18 protein-coding genes are annotated in these 16,575 nt (G+C 64.5%); 17 read left to right on the forward strand and 1 reads right to left on the reverse strand.

Annotated elements, in window-relative coordinates:
• Positions 1-77 precede the first annotated feature (77 nt).
• The 16 genes from ACVIIW_RS20955 to ACVIIW_RS21030 all read left to right on the forward strand — a co-directional run bounded on the left by ACVIIW_RS20955 (position 78) and on the right by ACVIIW_RS21030 (position 14,147).
• Positions 78-458 (forward strand): hypothetical protein, encoded by a 381-nt coding sequence (locus ACVIIW_RS20955; protein WP_456702454.1) that lies wholly within the window; start codon positions 78-80, stop codon positions 456-458.
• The gene (locus ACVIIW_RS20960; protein ID WP_456702455.1) at positions 455-1,537 is read left to right on the forward strand and encodes a PHA/PHB synthase family protein; all 1,083 of its coding nucleotides are present in this window, start codon (positions 455-457) and stop codon (positions 1,535-1,537) included. Before ACVIIW_RS20955 ends, ACVIIW_RS20960 begins: the two co-directional genes overlap by 4 nt.
• Positions 1,534-2,127, forward strand: a complete 594-nt coding sequence (locus ACVIIW_RS20965; RefSeq protein WP_456702456.1) for an N-acetyltransferase family protein — start codon at positions 1,534-1,536, stop codon at positions 2,125-2,127. The genes ACVIIW_RS20960 and ACVIIW_RS20965 overlap by 4 nt, the downstream gene beginning before the upstream one ends.
• Before the next feature lie 214 nt (positions 2,128-2,341).
• On the forward strand, positions 2,342-2,794 hold the full coding sequence (locus ACVIIW_RS20970) for a phasin (protein ID WP_456702457.1): 453 nt from the start codon (positions 2,342-2,344) through the stop codon (positions 2,792-2,794).
• 165 nt (positions 2,795-2,959) lie between these two features.
• Positions 2,960-4,246 carry a DUF445 domain-containing protein gene (locus ACVIIW_RS20975; RefSeq protein ID WP_456702458.1) on the forward strand — a complete coding sequence of 429 codons (1,287 nt, stop codon included), beginning with the start codon at positions 2,960-2,962 and terminating at the stop codon, positions 4,244-4,246.
• Between the two features lie 187 nt (positions 4,247-4,433).
• Positions 4,434-5,204, forward strand: a complete 771-nt coding sequence (locus tag ACVIIW_RS20980; RefSeq protein ID WP_456702459.1) for an esterase/lipase family protein — start codon at positions 4,434-4,436, stop codon at positions 5,202-5,204.
• 220 nt (positions 5,205-5,424) lie between these two features.
• Positions 5,425-6,291 carry a phenylacetic acid degradation operon negative regulatory protein PaaX gene (gene paaX / locus ACVIIW_RS20985; protein ID WP_456702460.1) on the forward strand — a complete coding sequence of 289 codons (867 nt, stop codon included), beginning with the start codon at positions 5,425-5,427 and terminating at the stop codon, positions 6,289-6,291.
• A gap of 77 nt (positions 6,292-6,368) precedes the next feature.
• Complete coding sequence (gene paaA, locus ACVIIW_RS20990) at positions 6,369-7,361, forward strand: 1,2-phenylacetyl-CoA epoxidase subunit PaaA (RefSeq protein ID WP_456705217.1); 993 nt, start codon at positions 6,369-6,371, stop codon at positions 7,359-7,361.
• Positions 7,362-7,371: 10 nt separating this feature from the next.
• Positions 7,372-7,659 carry a 1,2-phenylacetyl-CoA epoxidase subunit PaaB gene (paaB, locus tag ACVIIW_RS20995; protein ID WP_008136594.1) on the forward strand — a complete coding sequence of 96 codons (288 nt, stop codon included), beginning with the start codon at positions 7,372-7,374 and terminating at the stop codon, positions 7,657-7,659.
• The gene (gene paaC, locus ACVIIW_RS21000) at positions 7,659-8,435 is read left to right on the forward strand and encodes a 1,2-phenylacetyl-CoA epoxidase subunit PaaC (RefSeq protein WP_456702461.1); all 777 of its coding nucleotides are present in this window, start codon (positions 7,659-7,661) and stop codon (positions 8,433-8,435) included. The genes paaB and paaC overlap by 1 nt, the downstream gene beginning before the upstream one ends.
• Positions 8,429-8,932: a 1,2-phenylacetyl-CoA epoxidase subunit PaaD gene (paaD, locus tag ACVIIW_RS21005; RefSeq protein ID WP_456702462.1), complete on the forward strand. Its 504-nt coding sequence runs from the start codon at positions 8,429-8,431 to the stop codon at positions 8,930-8,932. The genes paaC and paaD overlap by 7 nt, the downstream gene beginning before the upstream one ends.
• A 59-nt stretch (positions 8,933-8,991) precedes the next feature.
• Positions 8,992-10,074, forward strand: coding sequence for a 1,2-phenylacetyl-CoA epoxidase subunit PaaE (paaE, locus tag ACVIIW_RS21010; RefSeq protein ID WP_456702463.1), 1,083 nt, complete (start codon positions 8,992-8,994; stop codon positions 10,072-10,074).
• A gap of 55 nt (positions 10,075-10,129) precedes the next feature.
• The gene (paaI, locus tag ACVIIW_RS21015; RefSeq protein WP_456702464.1) at positions 10,130-10,579 is read left to right on the forward strand and encodes a hydroxyphenylacetyl-CoA thioesterase PaaI; all 450 of its coding nucleotides are present in this window, start codon (positions 10,130-10,132) and stop codon (positions 10,577-10,579) included.
• Positions 10,580-10,607: 28 nt separating this feature from the next.
• A complete protein-coding gene (gene paaK, locus ACVIIW_RS21020; protein WP_456702465.1) occupies positions 10,608-11,939 on the forward strand; it encodes a phenylacetate--CoA ligase PaaK in 1,332 nt (443 codons plus the stop codon).
• 91 nt (positions 11,940-12,030) lie between these two features.
• Positions 12,031-13,035: a quinone oxidoreductase family protein gene (locus ACVIIW_RS21025; protein WP_456702466.1), complete on the forward strand. Its 1,005-nt coding sequence runs from the start codon at positions 12,031-12,033 to the stop codon at positions 13,033-13,035.
• 56 nt (positions 13,036-13,091) lie between these two features.
• Positions 13,092-14,147 (forward strand): YeeE/YedE family protein, encoded by a 1,056-nt coding sequence (locus ACVIIW_RS21030; protein WP_456702467.1) that lies wholly within the window; start codon positions 13,092-13,094, stop codon positions 14,145-14,147.
• Here ACVIIW_RS21030 and ACVIIW_RS21035 read toward each other — a convergent pair.
• On the reverse strand, positions 14,126-15,082 hold the full coding sequence (locus ACVIIW_RS21035; RefSeq protein WP_456705218.1) for a DMT family transporter: 957 nt from the start codon (positions 15,080-15,082) through the stop codon (positions 14,126-14,128). The two genes, ACVIIW_RS21030 and ACVIIW_RS21035, sit on opposite strands and share 22 nt — an antisense overlap.
• Before the next feature lie 37 nt (positions 15,083-15,119).
• Between ACVIIW_RS21035 and pdxR the strand changes: the two genes are divergently transcribed.
• Positions 15,120-16,574 carry a MocR-like pyridoxine biosynthesis transcription factor PdxR gene (gene pdxR, locus ACVIIW_RS21040; protein ID WP_456702468.1) on the forward strand — a complete coding sequence of 485 codons (1,455 nt, stop codon included), beginning with the start codon at positions 15,120-15,122 and terminating at the stop codon, positions 16,572-16,574.
• Position 16,575 lies beyond the last annotated feature (1 nt).

The raw sequence follows: 16,575 nt of genomic DNA on the forward strand, positions 1-16,575 counted from the left end.
TTGACCGGCCCGTCGCAACGGTGTGGTATGGAGACAAAAGAGGGGCGCAAGAAGCCCTCGTGACCTGGAGGACGCCGATGACCGACAAGATCACCGACCCCGTCGCCTTGTGGCAGAAGATGGTCGGCGAGATGGAGAAGGGGTTCAACTCGTTTGCCACCAAGGCGATGGAGACGCCCGAATTCTCGCAGGCCATGAATCGGGCTGGCGGCGCGGCTGCAGGTGCGCAGAAGCAATTCGGCGATCTCATGGAGAAGTATTTGCTCTCGATGAATCTGCCGAGCCGCGAGCAAATGACCGGCATCGCCGAGCGGCTTCAGTCGATCGAGGCGCAGCTCGGCGAGATCAGCTCGATGCTGAGCAAGATGTCGGCCAATTCCACGGGGTCGCCGATCGATGCCGTGCCGCGGCCGCCGCGCACAAAGCGCCCGCCGTCCGAAAGCGGAGGGCCAAAATGAACGCGCCGACGGGAGTTGATTTCGCAGCAATCCCGGAGCGCATCCAGGCCGAGGTGCAGCGCGCCATCCAGCGCAGCATCAAGGGCGTCGAATATTTCTCGACCTCCGGCCCGACGCTCGGATCGACCCCAAAGGACGTGCTGCATTCGCGCGGCACGATGAGCCTCTATCACTACCGGCCAATGACGGACGAGATCTACCGGGTGCCCGTGCTGGTCGTGATGGCGACTACCAATCGCGGCTACATTCTCGATCTCGTGCCCGGCCAGAGCTTCATCGAGTTCCTCTTGAAGCGCGGCTACGACGTCTACATGCTGGACTGGAGCGCACCGCGGCCGGAGGAGAAGAGCCTGCGTATGGAGGACTACGTCCTCGACTTCATCCCGGATTGCGTCCGCCGCGTGCAGGCCGATTCCGGCGAGCAGGACGTCTCCCTCATCGGCTATTGCTTTGGCGGGGTGCTGTCGCTGCTCTACGGCTCGATCTTCCCGGAGGGGCCGATGAAAAATTTGATCTGCTTCACCACGCCGATCGACTTCCGCGAGATGAAGCTGTTCTCGAATTTCTCCGACCGCCGCTATTTCGACGTCGACCGCCTCGTCGACAGCGTCGGCAACGTGCCGCCGGAGATGATCCTGTCCTCGTTCGAGATGCTGCGTCCGGCGTCGCGCACGGTCAGCCAGATCCAGCTCTGGGAAAACATCTGGAACGACGAGTTCGTGAAGTCGTACCGGATGTTCGACCGCTGGGCGACCGACACGCTGCCGCTGGCGGGCGAGTATTTCCGCACCATCACCAAGGACCTGATGTGGGACAACAAGCTCTACAACGACACCATGTCGGTCGGTGGCCGTCCGGCGAAGCTTGAGAACATCAAGGTGCCGATCCTGCATGCGGTCGCCGAGCACGATCACATCGTGCCCTATGACGCGGCAAAGCATCTGATCGCGAAGATCGGCTCCGCGGACAAGGAAGAGGTGATGCTGAAAGGCGGTCACGTCTCGCTGGTCGCAGGCGCCAACGCGGTCAAGCGGCTGTGGCCGAAACTGGATTCCTGGCTGGGGACAAGATCGACATGAGTGAGCAGCGTTCCTATCCACGCCACGTCAGAACCGACGCGGGCGACGTCGAGATCCGCCTGATGTCGCCTATGGACGAAACTGCGGTGCTCGCCTTCGGCAAGGGCCTGCCGACCCATGATCTGTTGTTCCTGCCGCGCAACATCAGCGAGCCGAAGGTGCTGTCCGCCTGGGTCAAGGAGATCGAGCGCGGTGCGATTCAGAGTCTGCTTGCGGTGAAAGATGGCAGGGTGGTCGGCTGCGGCACCCTGGTGCGCGATCCTCACTCCTGGTCGCCCCATGTCGGCGAGATCCGCATGGTGGTCTCGCAGGACGTGCGCGGGAAGGGGGTGGGGAAGGCGCTGTCGCAGGAAACCTTTGCGCTCGCCCTCCGGGCGGGGCTGGAGAAGCTTTCGGTCCAGATGACGGTCGACCAGCAGGCGGCGATCGCACTGTTCGAGAGCCTCGGCTTCAAGGCCGAGGCCCTGTTGCGGGACCATGTCCGGGATGTCGGCGGCAAGACCCACGACATCGTCGTGCTCGGCCACAACATCGCGCAGGTCCAGGCCCAGATGGAGGCCTATGGGCTGCCGGACGCCGTCCAGCGCTAGGGGCCGATCGAAACCGGAAATCAACCCCATGCACAGAAGGCGGCGGGCCAGGACGTCGGCAGATTGCCCCCAAATAAGGCTTTCACGATTTCGTGATATCGCGGTGCAGCATGAATATTGCATCGCACAATCAACTGTGCCATATAAGTTGTGCCCCGGGCCATTGAGGACGGGGTGAGCCCATAGCTCAACCCCTGAGGATGGAGAGAACCCCATGACCACCGAGACCAACTCCGCTTTCGACGGCTTCAAAGACGCTTTCAAGAACATCCAGAACCTGGAAGTTCCCGAGGCTGCCCGCGAATTCGTCAAGAAGACCGCCAACACCGCCAAGGACCGCGCCGCTGAAGTGTTCGCTGGCTCCGAGCGCGTGACCGCCGCCGTCGAGAACGCGGTGACGGAGTCCGTCACTGAAGCCGGCAAGATCAGCCGCAACATCCAGCAGGCGATCTACGAAGACGCCGAGGCCTTCTTCTCGGGCATCGACAAGCTCGCCTCCGCCAAGTCGGTCAGCGAAGCCGTCGAGATCCAGTCGAGCCTGCTCCGCACCCGCGGCGAAGTGTTCGTCTCGCGCGCCAAGGCGACCGCCGACTATCTCGGCAAGCTTGCTGCCAACGGTGCGAAGTCCGCTCAGGACAATTTTGCCAAGGTCTACAAGACCGCCTGATCTGGCAATCCGAGAGCAAACTGAAATTCGAGGCCCGCTTCGGCGGGCCTTTTGTTTTGCGCCGCCGCCCTCATTGCGAGCGAAGCGAACCAATCCAGTCTGTCTCCTTGGAGAGACTCTGGATTGCTTCGCTTCGCTCGCAATGACGAGTACTGTGATCGCGTGATGACCCCACCGGCCACCTTCTCCTTCGACACCCCTGGCGATGCCGAACGGGCGGCTGAGCTGCGCCGCGTGAAAGCGCTGGCGACGCTGGTGCTGGCCTCGACCTTGACGCTGTTCGTCGCCGCGAAATGGCTGCTGCCGGTGCATCCCGTGTTCGGCTTCATCGCGGCCTTCGCAGAGGCCGCCACGATCGGCGGCCTCGCCGACTGGTATGCCGTGGTCGCGCTGTTCAGGCGGCCGCTCGGCCTGCCGATCCCGCATACCGCGATCATCCAGAGCAACCAGGCCCGGATCGCCGACAAGCTCGGCGAATTCATCCAGGTCCATTTCCTCGAGGCAGGGCCGGTGGAGGCCAAGCTGAAGGAGATCGATTTCGGCTCTTTCGTCGCCGACTGGCTGCGCGACCGCAAGCGCAGCGACGACCTCGCGCGCTTTGTGCTGCGCCTGCTGCCGGAAGCGGTGTCCGCGACCGAAAGCTCCGGCCTGATGACCTTCATCATCCGCCGCATGTCCTCGCAGCTTCAGGCGATCGACCTCGCGCCGCTCGCCGCCGGCACGCTGCGCGGGTTTGTTGCCGAGGGGAGGCACCAGATCCTGTTCGACGATCTCCTGCGCGTGATGCACGAGACGTTGAATCAGAAAGAGACGATGGCGATGATCCGCGAGAAGGTGCGCGCGGAGTTGCCGACCCTGCTCAATCTCTACCGCGCCGACAAGTTTCTGGTGAACAAGATCGTCTCGTCCGCCACCGCCTTCTTCAATGAGGTGCGCAGCGATCCCAAGCATCCATTCCGCGCCGAGTTCGACCGCATGGTGTTGACCTTCGTCGACCGGCTCGGCACCGACCAGGCCTACATCGACCGCATCGACGGCTTGAAGCGCGACCTGCTGGCGCGGCCCGAGCTTGCCGATCTCGCCCGGACCGTCTGGGCCAATACGCGCTCTTTCATCGAGCGCAGCGCGAGCGGCGAGACGCAGGTGCTGCAGCATCACCTCGCCGGCATGTTCGTTTCGGCGGGCGATGCGCTCGCCGGCGATGCCGAGCTGCGCGGCGAGATCAACATGGGCCTGGTGACGGTGCTGCGCAGGTTCGTGGCCGACCAGAAGAGCGGCGTCTCGACCTTCATCTCCGACCAGGTGAAGGCGTGGGACATGGCGCAGCTGATTTCGCTGATCGAGATCAACATCGGGCGCGACCTGCAATACATCCGCTTCAACGGTTCGCTGATCGGCGGGCTGGTTGGTCTTGCGCTCTACTCCATCGAATTCCTGCTCCGATTGTTGTGACTTTTGCGTCACGGCCGTTAGCATTAACGCGCGGGCCTATTGTCGCTTCGCCTCTCGCCCGCTTGAATGTGTGGAACCGGCCGCCTAGCTGATTCATGTTGCGCTGCGGAACGATCAAGACGCCGGCGTGTTGGAGTTCATGCCCATTGCCGGCATCGCGGCCGGCGCCTGTTCAGGGGAACCATTGATGACCGCTACAGCCCAGACGCTGCGTCCGCCGTCCCGGACTCTGATGCTTCTCGAAGGACGTGCGATCCACGAGTTCGGCGCATTCCTCGGCGCGCTACCGCTGCTGAGCCTGGCGCCGCGTGGCGACGGGCATCCGGTGCTGGTGCTGCCTGGCCTCGTCGCCTCCGACGGATCCACGCGCGCGCTGCGAACCTTTCTGACCAGCAAGGGCTATGCGGTCAGCGGCTGGCGCCAGGGACGCAACTACGGCCTCCGCGAGGGCGTGCAGCATGCCATGGTCGATCTTGTCGAGGAGCTCAACGACAAGCATGGCCGCAAGATCAGCCTGGTCGGCTGGAGCCTCGGTGGCCTCTATGCGCGCCAGCTCGCCAAGATGATGCCCGAGCGCGTCCGCCAGGTGATCACGCTCGGCAGCCCCTTCGCAGGCAATCCCCATTCGACCAATGCCTGGCGCGTCTATGAATGGGTGAGCGGGCGGAAGTCCGACGAGGTCGATCCGCGCTTCGGCGGCGAGCTCGCCGCCCCGCCGCCGGTGCCGACCACGGCCATCTTCAGCCGCACCGACGGCGTCTGCGCCTGGCAGGGCTGCATGGAGAAGACCGGCGCACAGACCGAGAGCATCGAGGTCGAGAGCAGCCATTGCGGCATGGGTCATCACCCCGCCGTCGTCTACGCCGTAGCCGACCGCCTCGCGCAGAAGGAAGGCCAGTGGCGCCCGTTCGATCGCAGCGGCTGGCGCAGCCTGGTGTATCCCGATCCGCATCGGTGATCTCTCTTTCTTCGCCTCTCCCGCTTGCGGGAGAGGCCGACACGCTCCCAGAGCGTGGCGGGTGAGGGTTGTTTCCTGTTGGGGATTGTCCCGTTGCGGAGACACCCTCTCCCCAACCCTCTCCCGCAAGAGGGAGCCCAGTGCCGATGCCGCCGCATCGTGAGAGGCACCCGCCGCTCCCTCATTGTGGCGCCCGCACCAAACGCGCTATGCCTCGCCCATGGCGCATCCGCTCTCTCGCATCATCGATCAGCTCAAGCGTGAGCCGTCACGCACCGGCTCCATCGTCATCACCATGTTCGGCGATGCCATCGTGCCGCGCGGCGGGTCGGTGTGGCTCGGCACGTTGCTGGCGTTTTTCGAGGGCATCGATATCGATGGCAGCGTGGTGCGAACGGCGATGTCGCGCCTGGCTGCCGATGGCTGGCTGACGCGCGAAAAGGTCGGCCGCAACAGCTTTTACCGCCTCGCCGAGAAGGGCCGCGAGACATTCGAAGCGGCGACACGGCACATCTACGATCCGCCGCCGTCGAACTGGACCGGTCGCTTCGAGTTGCTGCTGATCGGCAATGGTGAAGACCGTGATGTCTCACGCGAGGCGCTGCGAAATGCCGGTTTCGGCAGCCCGCTGCCGGGCGTGTGGGTGGCACCATCAGGCGTGCCGGTGCCGGAGCAGGCCGCAGGGGCCATCCGTCTCGAGGTCTCGGCCGAGGATGACAATGGGCGTCGACTGCTCGGCGCGAGCTGGCCGCTGGGGCGCACCGCCGATGCTTATCTGAAATTCATGAAGACGTTCGAGCCGTTACGCGCCGCGATCGCGCGCGGCACGGATTTGTCCGAGGCCGATGCGTTCACCGCGCGCATTCTGCTGATCCACTATTACCGCCGCGTCGTGCTGCGCGATCCGCTGCTTCCCGAGAGCCTGCTGCCGGCGGATTGGCCGGGCAAGGCTGCCCGCGAACTCTGCGGCGAGATCTATCGGGCGCTGCTTGTCCCGTCCGAACAATGGCTTGATAGCCATGGAACCAATGAGAAGGGCGCGTTGCCGGCGGCGCGAAAGCTCCTGGAACGGAGATTCGGCGCCTGATTTTTATGTTACAGAAATATGTTGCATGACTTAAATTCTGTTATATATTGCTTCCCAACGAGACGGGAGGAATGCGCATGTATACCCAGGCGCTGAACATGGCCGAGAGCGATGATCGCGGTCTCGAGGATGCGGCCAAGGCTGCGCAGTTCCAGGCCCGTATCGATGCCGAAGAGCGCATCGAGCCGAACGACTGGATGCCGGCGGCCTATCGCAAGACGCTCACCCGCCAGATCTCCCAGCACGCCCATTCCGAAATCGTCGGCATGCTGCCCGAAGGCAACTGGATCACGCGCGCGCCGACCCTGCGCCGCAAGGCCGCGCTGCTCGCCAAGGTGCAGGATGAGTGCGGCCACGGGCTCTATCTCTACGCCGCGGCCGAGACGCTCGGCACCTCGCGCGAGGAGCTCGTGGACGCCATGCTTGCGGGCAAGGCCAAATACTCCTCCATCTTCAACTATCCGACGCTGACCTGGGCCGACATCGGCACCATCGGCTGGCTGGTCGACGGCGCCGCGATCATGAACCAGATCCCGCTGTGCCGTTGCTCCTACGGCCCCTATGCGCGCGCGATGATCCGCGTCTGCAAGGAGGAATCGTTCCATCAGCGCCAGGGTTACGAGATCATGCTGACGCTGTGCCGCGGCTCGGACGAGCAGAAGGCGATGGCGCAGGATGCGCTGAACAGGTGGTGGTGGCCGGTTCTGATGATGTTCGGTCCGCCGGACGCCACGAGCCAGCACAGCGACACATCGACGAAGTGGAAGATCAAGCGTTTCTCCAATGACGAACTCCGGCAGAAGTTCGTCGATGCCACGGTGCCGCAGGCGCAATATCTCGGCCTCACCATTCCCGATCCAGGCATGACCCAGGATGCCGAGGGCCACTGGCGCTACAGCGGGATCGACTGGACCGAGTTCAAGCAGGTGCTCGCCGGCAACGGCCCTTGCAATCGCGATCGCATGGCGGCGCGCCGCAAGGCGCACGATGAGGGCGCCTGGGTGCGCGAAGCCGCTGCCGCCTACGCCAGCAAGCGCGCACAGCGTCAGACCGCACAAGCCGCGGAATAAGGAGATCGATATGGCCACCCCGAATACGCCGCTGTGGGAAGTCTTCATTCGCAGCCGCAACGGGCTCGCGCACAAGCATGTCGGCTCGCTGCATGCGAGCGACGCCACCATGGCGCTGCAGGCTGCCCGCGACATTTACACCCGCCGCGGCGAGGGCCTGTCGATCTGGGTCGTGCCGTCAACCGCGATCACCGCCAGCGACCCCGCCGAGAAGGGCATGATGTTCGAGCCGGCGGAATCGAAGATCTACCGGCATCCGACGTTCTACGAGGTGCCGGAAGAAGTGGGGCATATGTGATGCCGGTTGCCAACATCGACGTCTCCGAAACACCGCTGGTGCTCTACGCGCTGCGCCGTGCCGATGACGCGCTGATCCTCGGTCACCGCCTGTCGGAATGGTGCGGGCATGCGCCGATGATGGAAGAGGACATGGCGCTCTCCAACATCGCCCTCGACCTGATCGGCCAGGCGCGCGAACTGTACACCTACGCCGCCAAGGCCGAAGGCGGGGACAACGACGAGGACAAGCTCGCGTATTTGCGCGATGTCAGGCAGTACCGCAATCTGCTGCTGGTCGAGCAGCCCAATGGCGACTTCGCCCAGACCCTGGTGCGGCAGTTCTTTTACTCCGCCTTCGCCGATCTTTACTGGCGCGCGATGATGAATTCGCGCGACGCGACGCTCGCGGCCATTGCTGCGAAGTCGGAGAAGGAGAGCGCCTATCATCTGCGTCATGCCTCGGAATGGATCATCCGCCTTGGCGATGGCACGGATGAGAGCCACGCGCGCGCTCAAGGCGCGATCGATCATCTCTGGGCCTTCACCGGCGAGATGTTTGCCGTCGACGACGGCGAGCGCGCCCTGATCGAGGCCGGCATTGCCGTCGATCCAGGCACGCTGCGCGGCCGTTGGATGACGACGCTGTCCGATGTCGTGAGCGAGGCAACCCTGACGCTGCCGCAGAACGACTGGATGCAGCAGGGCGGCCGTTCCGGCCGGCACAGCGAACATCTCGGCCATCTGCTGTCGGAGTTGCAATCGATGCAGCGCACGTTTCCGGGGCAGACATGGTGACGGTGCTCGATCGCGACAGCGAGCTGCGCCGGCGAGCCTGGGATGCTGCGGCGGGCGTGGTCGATCCTGAGATCCCCGTGCTGACCATCGCCGATCTGGGCGTGCTCCGCGATGTCATTGTTGACGGCGACCATGCCGAGGTCGTGATCACGCCGACCTATTCGGGCTGCCCGGCGATGAACATGATCGCGCTCGAAATCGAGATCGCGCTGGAGCGCGCCGGCTTCCGTCGCCCGAAAGTACGCGCCGTGCTGTCGCCGGCCTGGACCACCGATTGGATGAGCGAGGAGGGCCGTCGGAAGCTGCGCGCCTACGGCATCGCACCGCCGCAGGCTTCAGGTTCGCGCCGCGCACTGTTTGGTGAGCAAGCCGTCGCGTGTCCGCAATGCGGCTCCGAGAAGACCGAGCTGTTGTCGGAATTCGGCTCGACCTCCTGCAAGGCGCTGTGGCGGTGCAAGTCCTGCCGCGAACCGTTCGACTACTTCAAGTGCCATTGAGGCGCACGATGCCAACCCGACCGCAATGACGGCTGTGGCTCAAATCTAGGGTATTCGAGATGTCTGCAGCCGCACCGCGCTTCCATCGCCTGGCCGTCAACGATCTCCGCCGCGAGGCGTCTGATGCCGTCTCGATGACCTTCGCCATCCCCGGCGAACTCGCGGGCGACTACGCCTTCACGCCCGGCCAGTATCTCACGCTCCGCACCATGCTCGATGGCGAAGAGGTGCGTCGCTCCTATTCGATCTGCTCCGGCCCCGATGATGGCGAAATCCGTATCGCGGTGAAGAAGGTCGACGGTGGCGCGTTCTCGAGCTGGGCGGCGGACGAGCTCAAACGCGGCGACGAACTCGATGTGATGACGCCGACCGGCCGCTTCGGCGTGCTCCCGCCTGATGATGCCGGACGCATCCATGTCGGCTTCGCCGCGGGCTCGGGCATCACGCCGATCCTGTCGATCGTCAAGGGCGTCTTGACGCGCGAGCCCGACAGCCGGTTCTTCCTGTTCTACGGCAACCGTACCACGGACAACATCATGTTCCTCGAGGCGCTCGAGGAGCTCAAGGACCGCTTCATCGACCGCCTCTCGATCTTCCACGTCATCTCCGGTGAGGAGCAGGACATTCCGATCCTGCATGGCCGGCTCGATGGCGACAAGGTGAGGGTGCTGCTGCGCTCGCTGGTACCGGCCGCAAGCGTCGACCACGTCTTCGTCTGTGGTCCCTCGGGCATGAGCGAAGACATCGAGGCGACCTGTCGCGATCTCGGCATCGCCGACGACCGCATTCACGTCGAACGCTTCGTCTCGGAGTTTGGCGGCAAGCCGCGACCGAAGAAGGCCGTTGCGCCCGACGCGCCCCCGAAGTCGATCGCCTCCCTGATCATCGACGGCAAGCGCCGCGATGTTCCGGTCGCCGAGGACGAGGCGATCCTCGATGCCGCGCTGCGCGCCGGCGTCGATTTGCCCTTCGCCTGCAAAGGCGGCATGTGCTCGACCTGTCGCGCCAAGCTGGTCGAGGGCGAGGCGCCGATGGACCTCAACTATTCGCTGGAACCCTGGGAGCTGAAGGCCGGATTCGTCCTCACCTGCCAGGCCAAGCCATCGTCCCAGCGCGTCGTGGTCGACTACGACCACGTTTGACAGTGTTGACCATCAGGCAGAACATCATGTGCAAGCAATTCGCCGGGAGAAGCGCGTGAACGTCAAAGCCGCCCTGTCGCCTGAGGATGTTGCCCGCGCCTGCGCTGAGGCGATGTGGGCGGAGGACGATGCCTCCAAGGGACTTGGAATGGAGATCGTCGAGATCGGTCCGGGCTTTGCGACGCTCGCCATGACGGTGCGGCCCGACATGGTCAACGGCCAACGCATCGCCCATGGCGGCTTCATCTTCACGCTCGCCGACTCCGCTTTCGCCTTTGCCTGCAACTCGCACAACGATCGCGTTGTTGCGGCGCAGGGCCAGATCAGCTTCATCAAACCTGGCAAGCTCGGCGACCGCCTGGTGGCGAAGGCGCGCGAGGTCACGCGCGGCGGTCGGTCCGGCATCTATGACGTGCGCGTCACGGCCGGCGATACCGTCGTTGCTGAATTCCGCGGGCATTCGCGTGTCGTTCCCGGCACATGGCTGCCGCAGCAAGACAAATGACAGAACGAACCGATGTGGGGAAACGAGAATGGCTCTGACCAGGCGCAAGGAAGGTGGTAACACCTATCGTGCCGAGATGGATGCGCAGGAGCGCGCGTCGCGCGACGAGATCATGGCGCTGCAGAAGCAGCGGCTGGCTTGGTCGCTCCAGCACGCCTACGACAACGTCGCGCATTATCGCACGGCCTTCGACAAGGCGGGCGTGCATCCAGCCGATTTTCACGAGCTCTCCGATCTCGCGAAGTTTCCGTTCACGGTGAAGACGGATCTGCGCGATAACTATCCCTTCAACATGTTCGCGGTACCGCGCGAAAAGCTGGTGCGCGTGCACGCCTCTTCGGGAACGACGGGAAAGCCGATCGTGGTCGGCTATACGCAACGCGACATCGACACCTGGTCGGAGGTGATGGCGCGCTCCATCCGTGCTGCCGGCGGCCGCACCGGCATGATCATCCACAATGCCTACGGCTACGGTCTCTTCACCGGCGGGCTCGGCGTCCATTACGGCGCCGAAAAGCTCGGCTGCACGGTGGTGCCAATCTCCGGCGGTATGACCGAGCGGCAGGTGCAGCTCATCAACGACTTCAGGCCTGATATCATCACGGTGACGCCGAGCTACATGCTGGCGATCCTCGACGAGTTCAAGCGCCAGAAGCTCGATCCGCGCCAATGCTCGCTCAAGGTCGGCATCTTCGGGGCCGAGCCCTGGACCAATGCGATGCGCAGCGAGATCGAGGACGCCTTCGACATGGATGCCACCGACATCTACGGCCTCTCCGAGGTGATCGGGCCGGGCGTCGCGCAGGAATGCATCGAGACCAAGGATGGGCTGCACATCTGGGAGGACCATTTCTATCCTGAAGTGATCGACCCGGTAACGGGTGCGGTGCTGCCGGATGGCGAACAAGGCGAACTGGTCTTCACCTCGCTGACCAAGGAAGCGTTCCCGGTGATTCGTTACCGCACCCGTGACCTGACGCGGCTGCTGCCGGGCACGGCGCGCCCCGGCATGCGGCGCATGGAGAAGGTGACGGGCCGCTCGGACGACATGATCATCTTGCGCGGCGTCAACTTGTTTCCGACCCAGATCGAAGAGGTGCTGCTCGCGACCGACTGGTGTGGTGGACACTTCATCCTCGAACTGACCCGCGAAGGCCGCATGGACGAGCTGACCATCATCGCCGAGGCGCGACCCGAAAGCTGGGACGGCCGTGGTCTGATCGACCATGCCGACCGGATCTCGACCCATATCAAGAACACGATCGGCATCAGCTCGAGGGTGCAGGTGGTTGCGCCCGCCACGCTGGAACGCTCGCTCGGCAAGGCCAAGCGCCTCTATGACAAGCGGCCCAAGGACTGACTTGACGGACTGACTTGACGGACTGACTTGACCGATTGACTCGACCGCCTCCAGAGGCGACAAGGCCCGCGAGAAATCGCGGGTCTTTTTCATGTCGCCATCCGATAGCAAAACCGTCGAAGCGCGTTGCGTGCGCCTCAATGCCAAGGCAGAGAGCGCCGCGGCGGTTACGCCCGTGGTCGAGCAACATAGGCTGAGCCGTGGCCCGAACGACCTGCTGATCGAGGTGAAGGCGGCCGCGGTCAATCCGTCCGACGTCAAGGCCGCTACCGGCCTGATGCCCTATGCGGTGTTCCCGCGCACACCTGGCCGTGACTATGCCGGCATGGTGATCGATGGCCCGGCCGGCACGATGGGCCGCGAGGTGTTCGGCTCTTCCGGCGATCTCGGCATCCGCCGCGATGGCAGCCATGCCAGCCATCTCGTGGTCGAGGCGGATGCGGCGGTGGAGAAGCCGAAGGCGCTGTCGTGGGAAGAAGCTGCCGGCATCGGCGTGCCCTTCGTCACCGCGATGGAGGGCTTTCGCCGTGCCGGCGTGCCGAAGAGTGGCGAGACGGTTCTCGTGTTCGGGGTCAATGGCAAGGTCGGTCAGGCCGCGGTGCAGATCGCAACCTGGCACGGCGCACGCGTCATCGGCGTGGTGCGCAAGTCCGAAGCCTATGAAGGCCACGGCAATGCGCCGATCGAGGTGATCGACGCCTCTGCGGTCGACGTCGCCGCGCGCGTGCGCGAATTGACCGGCGGCAAGGGCGCCGACATCGTCTTCAATACCGTCGGCGATCCCTACTTCCAGGCTGCGCACAAGTCGCTCGCGTTGCGCGGCCGTCAGATCCTGATCGCCGCGATCGACCGCATCGTGCAGTTCAACATCCTCGAATTCTATCGCGGGCAACACACCTATGTCGGCATCGACACGCTTGGACTGTCCTCGGCTGCGACCGGCGCGGTGCTGCGTGAGCTCGGCCCCGGCTTTGCGAGCGGTCACCTGAAGCCGTTCCCGATCAGGGCGAATGCGATCTACCCATTGCAGCGGGCGAAGGAGGCTTATGCCGCCGTTGCCGGGTCGTCGCGCGATAGGGTAATCATGCGGCCATGAAGCTCGTCATTGCGCTCGCAATGACGGGAGAATGGCGAGAGGTCTGAGAACGATCAATGGAATCCACCCATCCCGTCATCCTCGCCGGCTTCGTTATCGGCCTCGTCTATGGCTCCGTCGGCCTGCTCAGCGGCTTCTGCCTGATGAGCAGCATGCGCGCCTGGTTGGCAGAGGGAGACGGGCGGCTGGTCCGGTCTTATGCGTTGGCGATTGCGGTGGCGATTGCGGCGAGCCAGTTCCTCGCCGGCGCCGGCATGGTCGATCTCGGCAAGTCGATCTACCTGCAACAGACCTTTTCGCTGCCTGTGCTGTTCCTCGGTGGCCTGCTGTTTGGTTATGGCATGGTGCTGTCGAACGGTTGCGGCTCGCGGGCGCTGGTGCTGCTGGGCCGCGGCAATCTCCGCTCGTTCGTCGTCGTGACCGTGCTTGCCATTGCCGCGCAGATGACGCTCAAGGGCCTGATCGCGCCGGCTCGCATTGCGCTGGTTCAGGCTTCGCAAACAACTGTGAACGTCAATTCGTTGCCCTCAGTGCTGGCGACGCTCGGTCTCGCTGAGGGGGCTTCGCGAGCTTTGGCCGCAGCCGTGATCGCCTTCGCGCTGATCCTGTTTGCCTTCGCGCATACGGCGTTCCGCCGCTCTCCGGGCCAGATCGCGGCCGGGGTCATTGTCGGTCTGCTCGTCGCCGGCGGATGGTACGTGACCGGCTATGTCGGCGCCGACGATTTCAATCCCGTCCCGGTCACCTCGCTCACCTTCATCGCGCCGATCGCCGATAGCCTGCAATACGCCATGCTCTCGACCGGCCTGACGCTGAACTTTGGCATCGCGACGGTTGGTGGCGTTCTTGCCGGCAGCCTCGTCACTGCGCTCGTCACTGGCCGCTTCAGGCTCGAAGGCTATTCGTCGCCGCGCCACATGCTGCGCTCGGCCGGCGGCGCCGCGCTCATGGGCATCGGCGGCGTGATGGCGTTTGGCTGCTCGATCGGGCAGGGACTCACCGGCGTCTCGACGCTCGCGCTGGGCTCCTTCGTTGCGGTCGCCGGCATCGTGCTCGGCACCGCGGCAGGTCTGCGCGGCAGCTTGCGCGTTCAACCGCTCGCGGTCGCCTGACGGCGCAGCAGCCGGTCGCCCAGCGTCGCCAGGCCGATGCCGGTGACGATCAGTGCCGCGGCGGTGACGAGGCTCCTGTCGATCGGCTCGCCCAGCAGGATCGCCGCGCTGGCAATACCGACGAGCGGCGTCGCGGTGGTGCCAAGCGCCGTGGTCAGCGCCGAGATGCTCTTGTTGACCATCGACATCGCCCAATAAGCGAGCGCAGTCCCGATCAGGCCGGAATACAGGAACAGCAGGACAAGCTTCCACGACCATGCCGCATGCGGCAGGCCATCCACGACCATAGCTGACACTGTCAGCACGATCGTCGCCACGAGCACCTGCCAGATCAGGAGCTGGAGCGGGGATGCGATCCAGCGGTGCGCGCGGATATAGATGATGTTCGCAGCCCAGGAGATCGCGGCCAGAATGACCATGCCGGCACCGAGCACGACGTTGCTGTTGGTCCAGTCGATCGACGCCGGGTTGAGGATCACGGCAAGCCCGATCAATCCCAACAGGGCGCCGGCAAGCTTCGCCAGGGTCAGCGTATCCTTTCCGAGCAGAGGCGTCGCGATCGCGACCCAGAGCGGCGTGGTGTAGCCGAGCACGACGGCCTTGCTCGCGGGCAGGAAGCGCACACCGGCCGCAACCAGCACGGAGAATATCGTCATGTGCAGCAACGCGACGCTGAGCACCACCGGAATATCGCGCCGCTCCGGGATCACCAGATTGTTGCTCAATCCGAGGATCACGAACAGTCCAGCCAGCGCGATCCAGCTGCGGATCGCCGACGTCCACAGCGGCGGAAGGAATTGAACGATCTGCTTCGTCATCGACCAGTTCACGCCCCAGGCCAGCACGACGATGAGAAACAGGCCGATCGCCGCACGGGGTGACAGGGAAGAGTTCATCGCAAAATCCTTGAAGCAGTCCGGTCCGGTGGATAGCATCTCGCCTGGCACCCGAAAAAGTGCCAGATCGGAGAAGATGAAGGTGCCAGTTTCGGAGAGCATGATCGCCGGCCTGGTCGAACTCGACCGGGCTGATGAAGAGGGGTTGGTGGCGCAATTGACCGGCCAGCTCCGAAGGCTGATTGCGGCCGGGCGCCTCGCCAAAGGCAGCGCGCTGCCGTCGAGCCGCCGGTTTGCGAGCGAGCTTGGCGTCTCCCGCAACACCGTGACTTATGCATTCGAGCAGCTTGCCGCTGAAGGGTATCTCGAGGCGTCGCACGGACGTCGTCCCGTGGTGACAGTCGATGGCGGTGAGCGCTTTGCGGCGGCGCGCGGGGGCGGCTCGAGCCTCCGTCCCGGCAAAGTGCCGCTGTCACCCTGGGCATCGAAGCTCACGCAGACCGACTGGCCGATGTCCTACCAGGCGCCGCTCAAGCCGCTACGTCCGGGGCATGGCGATGCGCGCGAGTTTCCGAACGAGGTCTGGGCGCGCTGCCTGCGCCGCAGCGCCGTGCGCGCTGCCAGACGAGAGCTTGGCCCGGTCAACCGAATGCGCCTGCGTGAAGCGCTGGCGCATTATCTGGCGGCCAGCAGAGGCGTTCGCGCCACAGTGGACCAGATCATGATCCTGCCGAGTGCGCAGGCCGCACTGACGCTGATCGCGGCCGTGCTCATCACGCCAGGCGATGAGGTCTGGGTCGAGGATCCCGGCTATCCCGGCGCCGCAGCCGCCTTCCGTGCGTCGGGCGCGCGGGTGACCGGCATCGGGCTCGACGAGCAGGGCATGCAGCGAATGCCGGGAATGACGGCGCCCAAGCTCATCTTCGTGACGCCCTCGCACCAGCATCCGACCGGGCGGTTGATGTCGCTGGCGCGCCGGAGCGAGTTCCTGAGGTCGAGCAGGCCCGGCAAGACATGGATCATCGAGGACGACTACGATGGCGAATTCCATTATGACAGCCGTCCGGTGCCGGCCCTGCAGGGACTCGATGTCCACGGCCGCGTGTTCTACGTCGGCACGTTCTCGAAGGCGATGACGTCGGATATCCGGCTTGGTTATCTCGTCGCGCCGCCGGCGCTGGTCAGTGCCCTGGAGATCGCGCAGCGGCACATCGGGTTGATCGCGTCCAGCCACATTCAGGAGGCGCTCGCCGAGTTCATTGCCGACGGGCATTTCCTCGCGCATCTGCGCCGGATGCGCCGGCTCTATCACCTCAGGCGCGATCATCTCGTCGCGGGGCTGGAGCGCCATCTCGGCGAGGTGCTCTCGATCGAGGTGCCCTCGGGCGGTATCCAGCTCGTCGCGCGTCTCAGGCGTGGTCGCGCCGATCAAGCGGTGGTCAGGCGGTTGGTCGATGCAGGCGTCGAAACCCGGGCACTATCCAGTCTGGCGCTGGGACGGCCGCGTGATCGTGGCCTGCTGCTCGGCTTTGCGGCCTGGCGCGAAAGCGAGATCAGCGCAGCGCTGCGGACGATGGCGTCGTGCTTGTAGC

The sequence above is a fragment of the Bradyrhizobium sp. USDA 4449 genome (assembly GCF_054056275.1).

What these genes read in the sequence shown, in the direction of transcription:
- ACVIIW_RS20955 (WP_456702454.1), top strand. Translation starts at nt 78, where the DNA reads ATGACCGACAAGATCACCGACCCCGTCGCCTTGTGGCAGAAGATGGTC.
- ACVIIW_RS20960 (WP_456702455.1), top strand. Translation starts at nt 455, where the DNA reads ATGAACGCGCCGACGGGAGTTGATTTCGCAGCAATCCCGGAGCGCATC.
- ACVIIW_RS20965 (WP_456702456.1), top strand. Translation starts at nt 1,534, where the DNA reads ATGAGTGAGCAGCGTTCCTATCCACGCCACGTCAGAACCGACGCGGGC.
- ACVIIW_RS20970 (WP_456702457.1), top strand. Translation starts at nt 2,342, where the DNA reads ATGACCACCGAGACCAACTCCGCTTTCGACGGCTTCAAAGACGCTTTC.
- ACVIIW_RS20975 (WP_456702458.1), top strand. Translation starts at nt 2,960, where the DNA reads ATGACCCCACCGGCCACCTTCTCCTTCGACACCCCTGGCGATGCCGAA.
- ACVIIW_RS20980 (WP_456702459.1), top strand. Translation starts at nt 4,434, where the DNA reads ATGACCGCTACAGCCCAGACGCTGCGTCCGCCGTCCCGGACTCTGATG.
- paaX (WP_456702460.1), top strand. Translation starts at nt 5,425, where the DNA reads ATGGCGCATCCGCTCTCTCGCATCATCGATCAGCTCAAGCGTGAGCCG.
- paaA (WP_456705217.1), top strand. Translation starts at nt 6,369, where the DNA reads ATGTATACCCAGGCGCTGAACATGGCCGAGAGCGATGATCGCGGTCTC.
- paaB (WP_008136594.1), top strand. Translation starts at nt 7,372, where the DNA reads ATGGCCACCCCGAATACGCCGCTGTGGGAAGTCTTCATTCGCAGCCGC.
- paaC (WP_456702461.1), top strand. Translation starts at nt 7,659, where the DNA reads ATGCCGGTTGCCAACATCGACGTCTCCGAAACACCGCTGGTGCTCTAC.
- paaD (WP_456702462.1), top strand. Translation starts at nt 8,429, where the DNA reads ATGGTGACGGTGCTCGATCGCGACAGCGAGCTGCGCCGGCGAGCCTGG.
- paaE (WP_456702463.1), top strand. Translation starts at nt 8,992, where the DNA reads ATGTCTGCAGCCGCACCGCGCTTCCATCGCCTGGCCGTCAACGATCTC.
- paaK (WP_456702465.1), top strand. Translation starts at nt 10,608, where the DNA reads ATGGCTCTGACCAGGCGCAAGGAAGGTGGTAACACCTATCGTGCCGAG.
- ACVIIW_RS21025 (WP_456702466.1), top strand. Translation starts at nt 12,031, where the DNA reads ATGTCGCCATCCGATAGCAAAACCGTCGAAGCGCGTTGCGTGCGCCTC.
- ACVIIW_RS21030 (WP_456702467.1), top strand. Translation starts at nt 13,092, where the DNA reads ATGGAATCCACCCATCCCGTCATCCTCGCCGGCTTCGTTATCGGCCTC.
- ACVIIW_RS21035 (WP_456705218.1), bottom strand. Translation starts at nt 15,082, where the DNA reads ATGCTATCCACCGGACCGGACTGCTTCAAGGATTTTGCGATGAACTCT.
- pdxR (WP_456702468.1), top strand. Translation starts at nt 15,120, where the DNA reads ATGAAGGTGCCAGTTTCGGAGAGCATGATCGCCGGCCTGGTCGAACTC.